This window comes from Paenibacillus sp. BIHB 4019, assembly GCF_002741035.1.
Lineage (GTDB): Bacteria > Bacillota > Bacilli > Paenibacillales > Paenibacillaceae > Pristimantibacillus.
The window spans coordinates 6171212-6189210 of sequence record NZ_CP016808.1; the positions used below are offsets into that span (position 1 = coordinate 6171212).

At 48.6% G+C, this 17999-nt stretch carries 16 protein-coding genes; 1 reads left to right on the forward strand and 15 read right to left on the reverse strand.

Features of this window, described 5'->3' with window-relative positions:
* Positions 1-459: 459 nt before the first annotated feature.
* Complete coding sequence (locus tag BBD42_RS26675; protein ID WP_099520638.1) at positions 460-1701, forward strand: nitrate/nitrite transporter; 1242 nt, start codon at positions 460-462, stop codon at positions 1699-1701.
* Positions 1702-1783: 82 nt separating this feature from the next.
* Here BBD42_RS26675 and BBD42_RS26680 read toward each other — a convergent pair whose 3' ends face one another.
* The 15 genes from BBD42_RS26680 to rbfA form a co-directional block, all read right to left on the reverse strand.
* Positions 1784-3463: a ribonuclease J gene (locus tag BBD42_RS26680; RefSeq protein WP_099520639.1), complete on the reverse strand. Its 1680-nt coding sequence runs from the start codon at positions 3461-3463 to the stop codon at positions 1784-1786.
* A gap of 511 nt (positions 3464-3974) precedes the next feature.
* Positions 3975-4865 (reverse strand): 4-hydroxy-tetrahydrodipicolinate synthase, encoded by an 891-nt coding sequence (gene dapA, locus BBD42_RS26685; RefSeq protein ID WP_099520640.1) that lies wholly within the window; start codon positions 4863-4865, stop codon positions 3975-3977.
* Positions 4866-5047: 182 nt separating this feature from the next.
* Positions 5048-6259 (reverse strand): aspartate kinase, encoded by a 1212-nt coding sequence (dapG, locus tag BBD42_RS26690; RefSeq protein ID WP_099520641.1) that lies wholly within the window; start codon positions 6257-6259, stop codon positions 5048-5050.
* A gap of 67 nt (positions 6260-6326) precedes the next feature.
* Complete coding sequence (locus BBD42_RS26695; RefSeq protein ID WP_046230766.1) at positions 6327-7361, reverse strand: aspartate-semialdehyde dehydrogenase; 1035 nt, start codon at positions 7359-7361, stop codon at positions 6327-6329.
* Positions 7362-7408: 47 nt separating this feature from the next.
* The gene (locus BBD42_RS26700; RefSeq protein ID WP_099520642.1) at positions 7409-8002 is read right to left on the reverse strand and encodes a dipicolinate synthase subunit B; all 594 of its coding nucleotides are present in this window, start codon (positions 8000-8002) and stop codon (positions 7409-7411) included.
* A complete protein-coding gene (gene dpsA / locus BBD42_RS26705; RefSeq protein ID WP_099520643.1) occupies positions 7999-8898 on the reverse strand; it encodes a dipicolinate synthase subunit DpsA in 900 nt (299 codons plus the stop codon). Before dpsA ends, BBD42_RS26700 begins: the two co-directional genes overlap by 4 nt.
* Before the next feature lie 103 nt (positions 8899-9001).
* Positions 9002-9385, reverse strand: coding sequence for a dUTP diphosphatase (gene dut / locus BBD42_RS26710; RefSeq protein ID WP_481855990.1), 384 nt, complete (start codon positions 9383-9385; stop codon positions 9002-9004).
* 40 nt (positions 9386-9425) lie between these two features.
* On the reverse strand, positions 9426-10691 hold the full coding sequence (locus BBD42_RS26715; protein ID WP_099520645.1) for a M16 family metallopeptidase: 1266 nt from the start codon (positions 10689-10691) through the stop codon (positions 9426-9428).
* Between the two features lie 43 nt (positions 10692-10734).
* The gene (locus BBD42_RS26720) at positions 10735-11739 is read right to left on the reverse strand and encodes a polysaccharide deacetylase family protein (protein WP_099520646.1); all 1005 of its coding nucleotides are present in this window, start codon (positions 11737-11739) and stop codon (positions 10735-10737) included.
* A gap of 295 nt (positions 11740-12034) precedes the next feature.
* A complete protein-coding gene (pnp, locus tag BBD42_RS26725) occupies positions 12035-14116 on the reverse strand; it encodes a polyribonucleotide nucleotidyltransferase (RefSeq protein ID WP_099521828.1) in 2082 nt (693 codons plus the stop codon).
* A 187-nt stretch (positions 14117-14303) separates the two neighbouring features.
* Positions 14304-14573, reverse strand: coding sequence for a 30S ribosomal protein S15 (rpsO, locus tag BBD42_RS26730; protein WP_046230760.1), 270 nt, complete (start codon positions 14571-14573; stop codon positions 14304-14306).
* Positions 14574-14750: 177 nt separating this feature from the next.
* Positions 14751-15692, reverse strand: coding sequence for a bifunctional riboflavin kinase/FAD synthetase (locus BBD42_RS26735; RefSeq protein ID WP_237163566.1), 942 nt, complete (start codon positions 15690-15692; stop codon positions 14751-14753).
* 61 nt (positions 15693-15753) lie between these two features.
* Positions 15754-16653, reverse strand: coding sequence for a tRNA pseudouridine(55) synthase TruB (gene truB / locus BBD42_RS26740; RefSeq protein ID WP_099520648.1), 900 nt, complete (start codon positions 16651-16653; stop codon positions 15754-15756).
* 3 nt (positions 16654-16656) lie between these two features.
* Positions 16657-17646 (reverse strand): DHH family phosphoesterase, encoded by a 990-nt coding sequence (locus BBD42_RS26745; protein WP_099520649.1) that lies wholly within the window; start codon positions 17644-17646, stop codon positions 16657-16659.
* Positions 17643-17999, reverse strand: coding sequence for a 30S ribosome-binding factor RbfA (gene rbfA, locus BBD42_RS26750; protein WP_046230756.1), 357 nt, complete (start codon positions 17997-17999; stop codon positions 17643-17645). Before rbfA ends, BBD42_RS26745 begins: the two co-directional genes overlap by 4 nt.

Consider the following 17999-nt stretch of genomic DNA (forward strand, 5'->3'; position numbering starts at 1 on the left):
ACTCCTCCTTCTTATAGCTGAAAATAAGCATAAAAGCCCGTTCCCTGTCTGCAGGGAGCGGGCTTCATTGCCGGCGGGCGGCGGCACATCATTGTGCAGCCTTATATTTGGATTATGATGAGCATAAAAGAATTCGACATTCATGTCAATATATATGACGCAAATTAAGCAACTAAAGAAAAATAAAGTTTTATGTAATATTTGTTGACATGACTTGAGTGGTATTCTATAATTCAGCTTGAGTTCACAATGAGGTGAGCAACTATCGTCCGCACAGAGTCGTGCTGGCGTTCGGCAATGAGGCCGCAATCCGTCCGAGCTTTAGCTTGGGGCAGACTGCGGCCTTTTCTTCATATGTACAGCTGGAATTGCGGTGCGCCATGCACCCCGGGAATGCGAGAACCGCCATCATCCATGCTGACTGAGCACGTGAAAATCAATCATAGAGGAGAGAGAGACATGTTAGATAAAAAAGCGTTTTGGAAAAGTGGACATAAACCATCCTTGTTCAGTTCTTTCTTGTATTTCGATATCAGCTTTATGATTTGGATTTTGATGGGGCCGCTCATTGTCGTCATCGCCAGCGATTATCCGATGGATGCTGCACAAAAAGCGAAGCTTGTAGCGCTCCCGATTTTGGGCGGCTCGGTGCTCCGGCTTGTGCTTGGCTTCATGACAGACCATATCGGTCCAAAAAGAACAGGCCAAATCGGCATGCTCGTCACTATGATTCCGCTTATTTGGGGCTGGAAGTTCGTTGACTCGTTAACTGAGCTCCATTTTGTCGCTTTATTGCTCGGTGTAGCTGGAGCATCTTTTGCAGCAGCGCTTCCGCTTGCCAGCAGATGGTATCCGCCACAATATCAAGGACTTGCGATGGGTATTGCTGGAGCCGGAAACAGCGGTACGGTTTTGACAACGCTTTTTGCGAACAGGCTGGCACAGCATTTTGGCGGCTGGGAAGCCGTATTTGGACTCGCCCTCATCCCTATTGCAGTCGTATTTGTAATATTCACGATTTTTGCAAAAGAAAGTCCGAATCAGCCTGCTCCTAAAAAACTTTCCGAATATGCGCAGGTTCTAAAGCAAAAGGACGCTTGGCTATTTTGTCTTTTATACAGTGTAACGTTTGGCGGCTTCGTCGGCATGTCGAACTATTTGACGATTTTCTTCAATACGCAGTATGGACTTTCCGCCATACAGGCGGCAGATTTTACAACGATTTGTGTCATTGCCGGAAGCTTCTTTCGACCAGTAGGCGGCTGGCTCTCTGATAAGCTGGGGGGGATTCGCGTCCTGATGTCGCTGTATGTTGGAGCTGGTGTTATGCTAGCTTCCATCTCCCTGCTGCCTCCACTCTATGCAGTAAGTACCTTGTTGTTCCTTGGCATGATGTGTCTCGGCGCAGGCAATGGCGCTGTATTCCAGCTCGTACCGCAGCGCTTTGGCAAAGAGATTGGCATAATGACCGGTATCGTTGGCGCAGCAGGCGGTGTTGGCGGTTATTTCCTCCCCCTTATTCTCGGCAGCCTATATCAATCAACCGGCTCCTACACGCCAGGCTTCCTCATTCTCAGCAGTATCGCCCTGCTCAGCATGCTCATGCTCGCGTTCATTCAAAAGGAATGGAAGCGTACCTGGATTGGCAGCGGCGGCAAGGCTAAAATCGACAGCAGCGCTACTATAGCAGCAAAATCCTAATCGGCTGCTCTGTTTCAACGAAAAAAAGGAGTGGCGAACGTTCCGGCTATCCGGGCGTCCGTCACTCCTTTTTATTTTTAAACTACACTTCCATAATAATCGGCAAAATCATTGGCCGGCGACGCGTTTTCTCATAGAGAAAACGTCCCAGTGCATCCTTGACATTCGTTTTTAGCGAAGCCCATTCGTTCACTTTATCGTTCATCAGCTTCAGCAGCGTAGCAGACACAATTTTGTTCGCTTCATCGAGCAGACCTTCCGATTCACGTACATAAACGAAGCCGCGCGAAATAATATCCGGTCCGGACACAATGGTGCCCTCCTGCTTCCGCAGCGTCACTACAACGACGAGAATGCCATCCTGAGACAGCAGCTTGCGATCCCGCAGCACAATATTGCCGACATCGCCAACGCCAAGACCATCAATCAGCACATTGCCTGCTGGAACCTTCGAGCCTCTGCGCGCCTTGCCCCCCTGCACCTCTACAGTGTCGCCATTTTCCATAACGAAAATATTGGATTTCTCAATGCCAACCGCCTCGGCCAGCAAAGCATGCTGACGCAGCATCCGGTATTCACCATGAATAGGTATAAAATATTTGGGCTTAATCAGATTAAGCATCAGCTTCAGCTCTTCCTGGCTGCCGTGACCAGAAACGTGGACTCCAGATACCGAGCCTGGACCATAGATGACGTTCGCTCCAAGACGGAACAACTCGTCCACTGTCCGCCCTACATACCGCTCATTGCCCGGAATGGGCGTCGCTGCAATAATGACCGTATCTCCCGGCAAAATATCGACTTTACGATGCGTCGAGCGCGCCATGCGTGTCAAAGCTGACATGGGCTCTCCTTGGCTGCCCGTACATAAAATAACGACGCGATCCGCGGCCAGTTTATTTACTGCTTCCGGTTCAACAATCATGCCGTCTGGAATGTTCAAATAACCTAACTCTCCAGCGATTCCGACCACATTGACCATACTGCGTCCTACTACAGCAATATAGCGATCCGTAGCAATAGCTGCGTTGATGACCTGCTGGATACGGTGAACGTTGGAAGCAAACGTTGCAACTACGACACGCTGCGGCGATTTGCGGAATATATCTTTAAGCTCTTCCCCTACATTTTTCTCTGAAGGCGTATAGCCTGGACGCTCCGCATTCGTACTGTCAGACAGCAGCGCAAGTACGCCCTTCTGCCCGATTTCCGCCATCCGCTTAATGTCAGCATATTGCTCATTGACTGGCGTATGGTCAAACTTGAAGTCTCCTGTGTGTACGACGACACCTTCTGGCGTCTCCAAGCATACGCCTACGGAGTCAGGAATGCTGTGGTTCGTTTTGAAAAAGGATACCTGGATGCTGCCCAGCTCTATCTCCGAATCCGCATTAATCAATATTCGCTTCGTTTCGCCCAGCAGTCCTGCTTCCTTCAGCTTGCCTTCAATCAGTCCCAGCGTCAGCTTCGTGGCATATACCGGAACGTTGAGGCTGCGCAGCATATAGGAAAGCCCGCCGATATGATCTTCATGTCCATGTGTAATGACAATGCCGCGCACCTTCTCGCGATTTTCCTTCAAATACGAAATGTCCGGAATAACTATATCTATGCCGAGCATATCCTCTTCCGGAAACTTAAGCCCCGCATCTACAATTACAATATCATTGTCATATTGAATGACGTACATGTTTTTACCAATTTCACCAATACCGCCTAATGCAAAAATCAACAGTTTATCCTGCACATTCTTTTTGGACAATGACTATCCCTCCTTTTTCCAACCTGATGAGGTCATGTTTTTTTCCTGTTAAACAAGAAGGAAGCTGCTCCATTCTTAGCTTAATTTGCAAATCATTTCCGCACCCGATCACTTGAACTTATTATACATGATGAAAAAGATCGAATACAAGGCTGAGAGGCTTTGTCCAGTGTAAAAGAATGGGATCGGGTTAGGGCGCTGCGTGAAAGGTTTGGGGGTCGATCGCCATTCCCCTGTGATTTCTCCGAACCGTAAAAGCTTCAGCGGTAGAAATCACAAGGCAAAAGCGAACGCTCGCGCTTCTCACTCCCAAACCTTTCCCCTCCGCTTCTTCCTCTTCACCCATTGCTTTTAAAACCGCATATTGCCCCCATCACCGGCTGCATATAAAAAATAGGGAGTGCAGCTGTAATTGGAATAATATGAAAGTGCATGCTAGGAAAAATAAATAAAGTGAATAAAAAAAAGCTGGCGCCTAGGCACCAGCTTAATGATTTATGAAGAGCTTGAATTAAAATGCAGTTGATGAATCGACGAGGTTTTGCAAAAATTCAGCTTCCGATTCGGTAACGCCTACCAAAGGAAGTCTAACTCCGCCAACCGGGAAGCCGCTCAGTCCCATTACATGCTTCAGAGCAACCGGGTTCGGTACCGGGTTCGGACATTCGAACAAACCCTTGAATACTGGGAAGCATTCAGCATTTAGCTTAGCCGCCAAAGCAACGTCTCCGCTCACATAAGCATCGATAAGCTGCTTCATTTTTTTGCCGATAACATGGCTAGCTACACTAATAATGCCATAACCGCCTACTGCTAAAGTCGGGAGCGTTGCCGCATCGTCGCCACTGTAAACTTTAAAGCCCTCTGGAGCGCCTGCTACAAGCTGAATAATCTGTTCCGATGATGCACAATCTTTTGTAGCTACAATGTTGCTAATCGCCGCTAGGCGCAGCGTCGTTTCAACCGAAATATTCACGACTGTACGGCCCGGAACGTTGTACAATACAACCGGAAGCTTCGTCGAATCCGCAATCGCTTTAAAATGCTGATAAAGGCCTTCCTGGCTCGGCTTGTTGTAATAAGGAGCAACAAGCAGCACGCCGTCAACTCCACACGCCTCTGCCACCTTTGTCAAATGGATGGAATGAGCCGTATCATTGCTTCCTGTGCCTGCGATAATTTTAGCCCGTCCAGCAACGCGCTCTACCGAAAAACGAAATAGCGCTTCTTTCTCCCCATCCGTAAGTGTAGGAGATTCCCCCGTCGTACCGGATACAACAAGACTCTCGCTAAGCTGCTCTTCAATTAAGTAATCGATTAATCGCCCAGTCGCATCCCAATCAATTCCGCCAGCGGCATCGAATGGGGTGACCATCGCCGTAACTAACCTTCCATATTCCATTTTGACTCCTCCTAAAAGTTTTGCGGAGCAAAACTTACTTCGTAAGCATAGTCTTAAAGTTTTGCGGAGCAAAACTTACTTCGTAAGCTATCTACATTCAAGTTTCGCAAAGCAAAAGCTTCTTCGCAAGCTCAGGCCCAAAGCTTTGCTTCGCAAAACAAGTCTATTGCCTTTGTTTCCTGCTACAAATGAAGCTCGAACTTGGCATGCAGCGCACGCAGCGCAGATGCCATATCCGCATCTTTAACCAGTACCCAAATGGTCGTATTGGAGTCCGCCGCCTGCATTATAGCAATTCCCTGCAGCGTAAGGGCCTCTACAATACGGGCCATAATGCCTGGAACACCGTTCATGCCGCCGCCAATGACAGATACCTTTGCACAGCCGCTAATCGCGGTTGGCGCATAACCGCAGTCCGTCAGTACGGCTACAGCCTTCGCTGCATCGTAATCAAATACGGTATAGACGACTCCGCTTGGCGTCACATTTATAAAATCTACGCTAATATGATGACGGGCCATCGTTTGAAAAACCTGCAGCTGGACGTCCGCCTTGCCTTCGACCGTCTGCACCGAAATTTGTGTAATGCCCGCTACATGCGCAATGCCTGTTACATGACGGTCACTTACCATTCCGGTAGCATGGAGCGGGCTATCCGTTACTAACGTTCCTTCATCGAGCGAAAAGGTCGAGCGCACACGAATCGGTATTCTGGCTTGCTGGGCAATTTCAACAGCGCGTGGGTGAATGACCTTAGCCCCTTGACGAGCCATATTGCAAATTTCTGCATAGCTGACGACAAGAAGCGGTTTTGCATCATTCACAATTCGCGGATCAGCTGTCAAAATTCCGTTAACATCGGTATAAATATCTACTCGCTCTGCACGCAGCGAAGCGCCAAGTGCAGTCGCCGACGTATCGCTCCCGCCACGGCCGAGCGTAGTCAGCTCTCCGCTTTCGTTACCGCCTTGAAAACCGGTAACGATAACGACTTTATTTTCACCAAGCTTCGTTAGAAGCTGCTCCGGACGCAAGTCGGTAATTCTCGCTTGGCCGAAATGCCCGTCCGTTATAATGCCTGCCTGATATCCGCTTAAGATGGTAGCGGGAATGCCCTTTGAACAAAGCAAGCTGCATAAGACCGCGGCAGAAATCATCTCACCACAGCCCAGCAGCATATCCCGCTCACGCAGCGGAAGCGAGTCACCATTGCTTCGTACTAAATCAAGCAGCGTATCCGTAGCATAAGGGTCGCCTAGGCGACCCATAGCCGAAACGACAACGACGAGCTGAAAACCATTTTCGCGTTCACGCTTAATATGCTCCAAACAATGATTTCTGGCAAAATCGGATGATACCGAGGTTCCTCCAAACTTCATAACGAGAGTTCGCATAAGCCTCTTCCCCCATCACCGAAAGGCAAGATGCCGCCAGCTATCAAGTCCTTGCACCGTTTATTCGTTAAGCCTGTGCGATGTGCTCGGCGATTTGAACCGCATTCCATGCGGCCCCTTTAAGCAGGTTATCCGATACGATCCATAGGTTAAGCCCATTTTCATGGCCAAGATCGCGTCTCAAACGTCCGACAAATACTTCCGGCTTGCCGGCTGCTTCCGTTGCGAGCGGGTAAAGCTGATTCGCCGGATCATCAACCAGCACGACACCCGGGGCGTCAGACAACAGCTGCTTGACATCTTCCAGATCGTAGTTATTTTTCAGCTCAACAAAAACCGATTCCGAATGGCCGTAAACGACTGGAATACGTACGCAAGTAGCAGTAACCTCAATGGTTTGGTCATCCAAAATTTTCTTCGTTTCATTGACCATCTTCATTTCTTCAAGCGTGTAGCCGTTTTCTTGGAACTTGTCGATTTGCGGAATCGCATTAAAGGCGATTTGATGCTTCACAGGCAGCGAGCCTACTGGCAAAATAGCCGGATTGACCGCTTCGCCGTCAAGGGATGCACGCGTCTGGCGCAGCATTTCCTCAATCGCTTTCGCACCTGCTCCAGATACCGCTTGATAAGTCGAAACGATAATGCGATTAATGCCGTATTTGTCTTGAAGCGGCTTAAGCGCAGCTACCATCTGAATTGTCGAACAGTTCGGATTCGCAATAATACCTTTATGCTCGCTTACCTTGTCAATATTCACTTCAGGCACAACAAGCGGCGTATTTGGGTCCATACGGTAAGCGTTCGTATTGTCAATACATACCGTTCCATATTCAACTGCATGCGGCGCGAGCGCCTTCGTAACGTCTCCACCAGCGCTGAATAATGCTATATCAATGCCCTTAAAGCTTTCCGGCTTCGCTTCCTCCACCGTCACTTCCTGGCCTTTGAATGTGATTTTCGTACCAGCAGACCTCGCTGAAGACAGAAGCTTCAGTTCCTTAATAGGGAAGTTTCTCTTATCGAGCAAGTTTAGTATTTGTTCCCCTACTGCGCCTGTTGCGCCAACTACTGCAACGTTAAACAATTTTTGATTTGACATTTGCCGTAATGCTCCCCTCGGTCTTATAAAAACTCAGAATAAAAAACTTAATAATTAAAACGCTCAATAATGAGCGGTTGTAACTGTTTGCCTTGCAGCGCCGCCTCGCATGTTTCCAGTGCCAAATCCATTCTCGCTACGAGCGAATTGGGCTTCTGAACCGGATTATCTTGGCCAAACGGCACAAAATAAATATTTTTCGTTACGATCAGCTTCGCAATATTCGCCAAATTAAGGCCTAAGCCATCATTCGTTGAAATTGCAATGACGATTGGCCTTCCATTTCGCATTTGCGATTTGGCTGCCATAAGCACCGCACTGTCAGTCTGCGCATTAGCCAGCCTGCTTGTTGTATTGCCCGTGCATGGAGCAATGAGCAGCACATCAATAAGCTTGGATGGGCCAAGCGGCTCCGCTTGAACGATCGTCGAAATAATTTCATTGCCAGTTATCGCTTTGAGCTGTGTCTGCCACTGCTCCGACGTTCCGAATCTCGTATCCGTCGTCATAATCGTCTGCGATACTATAGGTACTACGTTCGCGCCTGCGTCTACAAACCGCTGGATTTGCGGCATAACCTCGGCAAACGTGCAGTGAGACCCTGACAATGCATACCCTACCGTAAGTCCGGACCAATTCATTCCCCATTCCCCCGATTTATCAAGTCGTCCATAATCAATTGTGTTAAACAATCGGCTATGATTCGTCCAGCAGTTCTGGGTGCGACGATACCGGGGAGTCCGGGCGCGAGCATTGCCTTAATAGCCCGTTTCTCAGCAAAGCGGAAATCCGTTCCGCCAGGCTTCGAAGCCAGATCAATAATGACGCTTCGCGAAGGAAGATTTGCTATAATTTGCGCTGTGACTATCATAGTCGGAATTGTGTTAAAAAGCAAGTCAATATTGCCCGTATATTGCCGCAAATTGCTGGTGTAGAAAGGCTCGAAGCCCATTTCGAGCGCTCTTGCAAAATGCTCTCCCTTGCGTACTCCGACAAGCACATTCGCCCCTAGGCCCTTTAACGTCCGCGCCAATGTGAACCCCGTTCTTCCGAACCCGAGCACCATGCAGGTAGAGCCATGAATCGTAATATCGGTATGTTGAATCGCCATCATTACCGCACCTTCAGCTGTCGGAATGGAGTTATAAATGGCGACATCGTCGCGCTCAAATAACTCTACCAATTCCAGCTGATGCTGCTTGCAAAGGTCGCTCAAATATGGTTTTGCCATACCGGCGTATACTTTGCAATGCTTAGGCAAGCGTGCCATATGGCGCTCTTCCAGCCTGATCTCGCTATCGCTGAATACAGCGCTGATGACGCCCTGGTCATCGGTTCCGACGGCAGGCAGCACTAATGCGTCTACCCCGTCAAACAGCCGTTCATCAAATTCAGCCTGAACCGCTCCCTCTGGCGTCGACTGCAGGCCGTCAAAGCCCGTTATGACTACGGTCGCATCCAGCTCCGCCAGTTTGCGGATCACCTCAAGCTGCCTGGCGTCGCCGCCGATAAGCAGCACTTGAACGCCTGTTAGCATCGGCTTCACTCCTCTCTTGCGCATGTAGATATAGACTATCTTATGCCTGGGCCTAGAATGGGTGAAAAAAAAGACCGGAGCATCTGCCCCGGTCTTCTAAACCTTAAACGCCAGTATGTCCGAACCCGCCGCTGCCACGCACGGTATCCGGTAATTCGGCTGTCTCTTCAATGGTGACAACCGGTACTTGCTGGAACACCATTTGGGCGATGCGCTCGCCGCGTGCAATCGTGAACGGCTCCTGCCCCAAATTGACGAGCAGCACCTTCACTTCGCCGCGGTAATCAGCGTCGATCGTTCCTGGGGAGTTCAAGCATGTAATGCCATGCTTGTAAGCCAGGCCGCTGCGCGGGCGAATTTGCGCCTCCAGCTCGGCTGGCATAGCCATGGCAAAGCCTGTAGGAATGAGCTTGCGCTCACCCGGTGCCAGCTCAACAGGCTCTGATACAGCGGCCTGCAGGTCGAAACCTGCAGCCCATTCGGACATTTTGCAAGGAAGTTTGATGTCTTCGTTGCCCTCTACTCTTTTAAACAGTACGCGATACAAAACGATCCCTCCCAAGTTTAGATGCCACCTTTTCACTCGAACCTACCATCGCCACCGCAAAAGGTGCTGCAAGCAAACGCTCTGTTACGCTTCTCACATCTTCCATCTTCACGGAATCAATGCGCTCAAGCAGCTCATCAAGCGTGTAATGCCGGCCCAGCATCAGCTCATTTTTCCCAAGTCGGGTCATTCGGCTGCTCGTGCTCTCCAGACTGAGAATCAGGCTGCCCTTCAACTGCTCTTTGCCGCGATGAAGCTCAGCATCCTCAAGCCCCTTGGAAGCAAGCTCCTCGAGCTGCTCCATCGTCAAATCAAGCACTTCCTTCGTTTGCTTAGGCGCCGTACCCGCATACAAGGTGAACAGGCCGCTGTCCGCATAAGAGGAGTGATAGGAATAAACCGAATAAGCAAGGCCGCGTTTTTCGCGAATTTCTTGGAACAGGCGCGAGCTCATGCCCCCGCCAAGCGCATTATTGAGCAGCACCATCGCATAAAGCTTCTCATCTGAAATCGAACAGCCCTGAAAGGACAGGCAAAGATGATTTTGCTCGGTTTTCTTTTTATAGAAAATATAATCGCCGCGGAAATCCGGTGCTTCCACCAGCTGCGATGTCCCTTTGCGGTCAAACTTGCCAAAATATTTCTCCAGCAGCTCCAGCAGCTTGCCCTCTTCCACATTGCCGGCGACACTGACGACGGTGTTGTCAATCGTATAATAATCGTTCATATACGCGCTCAGTGTATCAGGCGTCATTTCGGCAAGACGCTCCTCTAGGCCCAGAATCGAATAAGCGAGAGGGTGATCGCCATAAGCGGCACGCGAAGCTTCATCATGCACCTTGTCATCTGGCGTATCCTCATACATCGAGATTTCTTCTAAAATAACATTCCGCTCTTTCGCCAAATCCGTCTCATCCAGCTTGGAATTGAAAAACATGTCCGAAAGCGCATCAACAGCGAGCGGCAAATGCTCATCCAGCACCTTGGCGTAATAGCAGGTATACTCTTTGGAGGTAAATGCATTTACATTGCCCCCAATACCATCGAACAGATCGGCAATATCTTTAGCCGTGCGCTGATCTGTCCCCTTGAAAAGCATATGTTCGATAAAATGGGAGATCCCGTTATTTTCAGGCGTCTCATTCCGAGAGCCTGTTTTGACCCATATGCCAAATGAAACCGAACGGCAGGTTGGGATATATTCAACTACGACTCTTAAACCGTTGCTAAGCGTATATTTTTTCACGAAGGGTCCTCCTGTAAGCATGAATGTTAACACTATATCAAAATTATGGTTGCGGCTCAACAGCAGCAGGTATCCGCGCCTCCGAAAGCGTCTCGCTAACGGGGCCAAGCGTATAGCCCTGGCGTTTAATTTCACGAATCATTCCGGTTAAAGCATCGCGCGAGGACGCTGTCGGATGCATCAGAATAAGTGCGCCTGGCTCCAGCCGCGACGAAATGCGCCGAATGATCCAGTCGGCTCCCGGCTTGGTCCAATCGACCGTATCAATTGTCCATAACACTGTGCGAAGCCTCTGCTCCGCCGCCACCTGCACCGTCATTTGGTTAAAATCGCCCGAAGGCGGGGCAAACCATTTATTCGTCACGCCAAGCGTCGATTTGAGCAAATCCTCCGTACGGGAAATTTGCAAATAAGCATCATTTCGGCTAAGCTCGCTCATCTTGGGATGCGTATACGCATGATTGGACATTTCATGCCCTTCCGCTTGAATTTGCTTGGCGATTTCCGGATATTTCTTCAGCCACGAGCCATCTAGAAAAAAAGTTGCCTTTACCTCTTCCTTGTTCAAGGTTTTAAGGATTGGCGTTATGTATTCATTGCCCCACGCAACATTAATCATTAGCGATACCATTTTTTTGTTTGGATTGCCTTTGTATACCGGAAGCGGCCCTAAATCAGCAAGCTTAATACGTGGAGACGTCTCCTTGTATACATATAAAATCGGCGAAAGGGCGCCCGATGCAATCGTCTTCTCCACCGTGGCGTCGACATCCACCTCCAGCCCATTGTAGCCGGGAATAGCCTTCCATACGCGGTCAATCCGGGCATCGATAGGCTTAATGGAGCGGCTCTCGGCTTCTGCTACGACAGCAGCGCGCAGCTTTGCTTTATTTTCATCCAAAACCGACTCTTGCAGCTGCGTCATCATGCCTTTTTCCTGTTTAATTGCGCTGATATAGTCCGCCGTACCTCCTCCATTCGCGCGAATGAACACCACCATAATCAGCATACAGCCCATGGCTGCCCCTATTTTTCTCAGCACCTTCATTCACCCCGTCCCTCATTGCTCCATATGTATGAATATTGGGACGAGATTATGTTAGGGAGAAAATGGTTGCCTTTTATAAGCAGGCGATTTTTGACGGCAAAATAAAAAGAGACAGATGGAATCTGGCTCTTTGCTTCGAGTATAAAAAAACAAGTATAAACGGCGTTGCCGTTTTTTTTTGCGGCAACAATCCGTTTGGCGTAGAAATAGACGCGTAAATATAAGAGAAAATCTCTGCATTCTTATATTTTGAGAAAGCACCTTGCGGTGCCCCTACCATGTAACGCTGCAGCCGTTATTGTGCTGGTACAGTTGGCGTCAATACAGCTTTACGGGACAAGTTAATACGGCCCTGCTGATCAATTTCCGTTACTTTAACTGTAATTTGGTCGCCGATTGCAATGACATCTTCCACTTTAGCGACACGCTCGTTCGCCAGCTGGGAAATATGCACAAGACCATCTTTGTTCGGTAAAATTTCAACGAATGCGCCGAACTTCTCGATCCGTTTTACCGTACCTAAATAAATTTCGCCAATTACAACTTCCTTCACGATACCTTCGATAATCGCTTTGGCTTTTTGGTTCATCTCTTCGTTCGAAGAAGCAATGTAAACCATGCCATCCTGCTCGATATCGATTTTCACGCCAGTTTCCTCAATAATCTTGTTGATGATTTTACCGCCAGAGCCGATAACATCACGGATTTTGTCCGGATTAATGCGAAGCGTGAGAATTTTAGGCGCATACTGGGAAAGGTTAGGACGAGCTTCCGAAATAATCGCTGTCATTTTACCTAGAATATGCATGCGTCCTTCGCGTGCTTGCTCAAGCGCCTGCTCCAAAATCGAACGATCGATACCGTCAATTTTGATATCCATTTGAATGGCAGTTACACCTTCTGCTGTACCCGCTACTTTAAAGTCCATATCGCCGAGATGATCTTCCATCCCTTGAATGTCGGACAAAATGGAGAAATGTTCACCATCTTTAATCAGACCCATTGCAATACCTGCAACCGGAGCTTTAATCGGAACGCCTGCATCCAGCATTGCAAGTGTGCTTGCACAAATACTAGCCTGGGAAGTCGATCCATTGGATTCGAGCACCTCGGATACAAGACGAATCGTATACGGGAAGTCAGCCTCAGATGGAATAACTTTCGACAAAGCGCGCTCGCCGAGTGCACCATGTCCAATTTCACGACGGCCTGGAGGACGAAGTGGTCTTGCTTCGCCTACGCTGAATGGCGGGAAATTATAGTGATGCATAAAACGTTTCGTTTCTTCCGGGCTAATGCCGTCAAGAATTTGCACATCGCCAAGCGGTCCAAGCGTACAAATGCTGAGTGCTTGGGTTTGTCCACGTGTGAATAGTCCAGATCCGTGTGTACGCGGCAATATCGCCACATCACATTCGATTGGACGAATTTCTTCAGGCGCACGGCCATCAGGACGGATTTTTTCATGTGTGATCAGGCGGCGAACTTCTTCTTTAACGATATCATAAAGTACTTCTTTGACATCGCCAAGCAGTTCAGGCGTCTCTGCATATACTTCTTCAAAATGCGCAACCGTGTCCGCATTAACCGCATCAATGGCATCCTGACGCTCATGCTTCTCGGGAATGCGAATCGCCTCTACCAGACGAGCAGATGCAAATGCGCGAACAGCTGCATTTACTTCTTCATTGACTGCATGCAGCGTTACTTCCATTTTTTCTTTGCCGGCAATGGCCTGCAGTTGCTCGATTGTAGCAACGATTTTCTTGATTTCATCATGCCCGAACATAATCGCTTCCAGCATCACGTCTTCAGGAACTTCATTTGCTTCTGCTTCCACCATCATAATGGCATCTTTCGTACCAGCAACTACAACGAAAATATCGCTTTTCTGCTCTTGCTCAACCGTTGGAATGATCACGAATTGACCATCAACACGACCTACGCTCACGCCGCCGATCGGCCCGTTGAATGGCACATCAGAAATGGCCAGCGCTGCGGAAGTACCAATCATTGCAGCCATTTCAGGCGAGCAATCTTGATCCACGCTCATGACGATATTCGCGATTTGAATATCATTACGGAACCCTTCAGGGAACAACGGACGAATCGGACGGTCCGTCAGACGGCTGGACAAAATCGCTTTCTCACTTGGGCGTCCTTCACGTTTAATAAATCCACCAGGGATTTTACCAACCGCATAAAGACGTTCTTCATAGTTCACCGTAAGCGGGAAAAAATCTAAATCCTTTGGACCTTTGGAAGCGGTCACTGTACAGAGTACAACGGTGTCGCCATAACGAACAGTTACAGCAGCATTCGCTTGCTTCGCAAGTCTGCCTGTTTCCAATACAAGCTTCCGTCCACCCAAAATCATTTCAACTTGTTGCAAACGTATCCCTCCTGTATTTAAAAATTAATTTAAACGATTGACAAACATAACCTTCGCCAGCAGGACCTCTATATCCTGCTTAACCCTCGCATATTACAAAAAGCAACCCGATTTTGCCAAGTCCGTAATGCCGGACAGCAAAACAACCAGGTTGCTTCTCTTGAAACATGTTTTAGCGGCGAAGGCCGAGTTTTTCGATCAATGCGCTATAACGGCTAACATCTTTGTTTTTAAGGTATCTCAACAGCTTACGACGTTGACCTACCATCTTGAGCAAACCACGACGGGAGTGGTGGTCTTTCTTGTGCTCCCGGAAATGTTGCGTCAAGTTAACGATGTTTTCCGTTAGGATAGCTACTTGAACCTCCGGTGAACCCGTATCGCTCGCATGCGTTTTGTGCGTATCAATCAATTCTTGTTTACGCTCTTGTGTAATTGCCATCCTAAAGTCACCTCCTTGAACTTATATTCAATAATCGCCATTAGCCCAGGCGCCGTCGGTGAGAGCGGACATCCAAGCTAAGGTTCCAATTGCAGCTGCGTATTCTGACAAAAAGTAGAATCGCAACGTGTTTCAGTATATCACAAGCCTATAGCAAAAGTAAATGCCAACCGGCATTTATTCGACGCCAAACTGCCGCTTCGCCTGCTCGGCATCCGCATGGATTTGCCGAATAAGCTCATCTACACCGCTAAAACGCTGCTCAGGACGAATAAAAGAATGAAATTGCAGTTTAATGGGCTCGTCGTAAATAACTTGATGAAAGTCGAATAAATGGGCTTCCAGCACAGGACGAATATCTTCCTTATTAAAAGTAGGTTTCATCCCGTGATTTAATACGCCAAAATACGACTTGCTGAGTACGACCGCTGAAATGCCGAAAACGCCTAGGCGCGGCATAACATATGGCAAGGAAACATCCACATTAGCTGTCGGGAAGCCAATGCTGCTGCCTCTGCCATCGCCATGTACCACTGTCCCTGCTAGCTCATAGGGCCGGCCAAGCAGCTTGGTCGCAAGCTCAATATCACCGTCGTTAAGCGCCAGCCTAATGTAAGTACTGCTCACCTTCAAGCCATTATCATATAATGGTTCAACGATTTCGACCTGAATGTCCGGCTCGCATAACGCCTTCATTGTGGCAGCATTTCCTTGGCCCTTGTAGCCAAAATTGAAATCAAAACCAACTACAATTTGGGCTGCACCTAAAGGGCGAAGCACTTCATCAACAAACTGCTCCGGCATAATCGCTGCAAAATCATGGTCAAATTTGACGACTAGCACCAAATCGACACCTAATTCAGAGAATAGCGATTGTTTGACGGCAAGTGGCGTCAAACAATTGTAATATTGATCGCCACGGCCCAGAACTTCCTTTGGATGCGGGTTAAACGTCATAACCGCAGACAATCCACCGGTTCTCTTGGCAGCGGCAACGACCTGCTCAATGACATTGCGGTGTCCGCGATGTACACCGTCAAAATGTCCAATTGCAATAGAAAGCGATTTGTTTCGCAGCTGTTCCGGCAGCTCAATTGCCGGATATTCCAATGAAATCATTTCCAACGCTGATGCACCTGCAATTCCTATATGACTTTCCGATAACCGAGTATAGGCTCAGTTACGAGAACACCTTGATAGGCTTCAACACTGATAAAGCATGATCGGCCTCGAAAATACCAATAAACAAATCATTTTCATCAAAAAGACGTACCGGCTGCTCCGTTTCAAGCTCTTCGGCAAGCAAGCGAAGCGGAAGCTTTTGTCCTTTCAGGGCAAGCGAGGCCGAATGAGCATCGACCGAAACGCGAGGCAAATGCTGGATACCCAGCTCAGCAGGCAAAATAAATGGTCCGATTCCCTCCGTGCCAAGAGCTTCAATCTGCTCTAGGCTTACGCATTGCTCCTTCGTAAAACCACCGGACATCGTCCGCGTGAGCTCCGCCATCGCTGCTGGAACACCCAGCGCCTGGCCGATATCTACACATAAAGTGCGGATATACGTTCCTTTTGAACAGACAACCGAAAACGAAAAACGCGGAAACTCCAAATCAAGCTCCAGATCGAGCAATTCAATTTGATGAATCGTTACTTCCCGTGATTTGCGCTCTACCGTCTTGCCTTCACGTGCCAGTTCATACAAACGTTTTCCATCTACCTTTACAGCAGAATACATCGGCGGAACTTGTTCGATAACGCCAACGAAGCTGCGCAGCACGCGAATAATATCTTCACGCGTTACCTGCACACCTGTTTGCTCCTGCGTAACCGAGCCAGTCAAATCCTCTGTATCCGTTGCAAGGCCAAGCTGGATAACAGCTTCATATGCCTTGGGACGCTCCTGCACGTATTCAACTACACGAGTAGCTCTGCCCAGACATAGCGGCAGAACACCTGTCACCATCGGGTCCAGCGTCCCCGTGTGGCCGATACGCTTCATCTTCAGCAGTCTCCGCACCTTGGCTACGACATCATGCGAGGTCCAGCCAGCGGGCTTCCATACTGCGATAATACCGTCCATCTGTTAGCTCAACGCCTTTCTGACCGCATCGACCAATTGGGCGATTGCTTCTTGAAGCGGCGCATCAATTCGGCAGCCAGCAGCGCGTACATGTCCACCGCCGCCAAAGGATTGGGCAATCGCGGCAACATCGGCCGTTCCTGCTGATCTTAAGCTGGCTTTCACTCCGCCATCTTCTGTCTCTTTAAACATAATGCCGACTTCAACGCCGTCAATGTTCAGAGCATAATTGACGATGCCTTCCATATCTTCCGAAACAGCGCCTGTCTCAGCAAAATCATCCTTATTGACATAAAGCCAGCCAATTTGCTGATTATCGCTAAAAGTAAGCCTGCTAAGACAACGCTGCAGAAGCTTCAGCTTTGACATCGTCATCTTTTCGAGCAGCAGATCGGCTAATTTGTGACCGGGTACACCAATCGACAGCATGCGGGAAGCAATATTCATCACATGAGGTGTCGTATTTGAGTAGCGGAAACCGCCAGTATCTGTAATCAAACCTGTATATATAGCCGTCGCGCATTCCAAATCAATGGAAATGCCCGCGCGTTCAATTAAATCATATAAAATTTCAACCGTAGCTGCTGCATTCGGACGAATCAATTGAACCGTACCAAAGCCGTCATTAGTCGGATGATGATCGATGTTAAGCAGTTCCACGCCTGCAGCAAACAAGCTTTCCACTTTGCCCATCCGGCGATAATCAGCACAATCGACTGCAATAACGCGAGCAAACGATTCTGATGGCTGTACTTCAGCATAATTAATAATCGTATCGAATGAGCGCAAATGAGCAAGCCTTGAAGGCAGCTCGCTTTCGTTAATCAGCTTGGATTTTTTCCCAAGCTTCTCCAGCAGCCAGCCGACGACGACCGTCGAGCTAATGGCATCGCCATCTGGTTGAACGTGGGAGACGACCAAAAAGTCGTCCCCCTCACGCATAAAAGCAAGTGCATCATCCAACTGCTGCAAATAGGCCGCAGCAGCCGTCATGATCCTTTGTTCTCCCCGTTAATTTCCTCGAGGATTCCTTCAATTCGGCTTCCATACTCAATGCTGCTGTCGAATTTAAAGATCAGTACTGGCGTATGACGCAAACGCATCCGCTTGCCAAGCTCAGAACGGATAAAACCTGTTGCGCGGCCGATTGCTTTGAGCGTTTCTTCCTTTTGCTCTTCGCTGCCCAGCACGCTCAAATATACTTTCGCTTGGGACAAATCATTACTCGTTTCAACGCCGGTCACTGTAATAAAACCGACGCGTGGATCTTTAATTTCCGTCTGGATAATTTGGCTGAGCTCTTTTTTAATCTGCTCGCCTACCCGACCTACACGAATTTTAGCCAT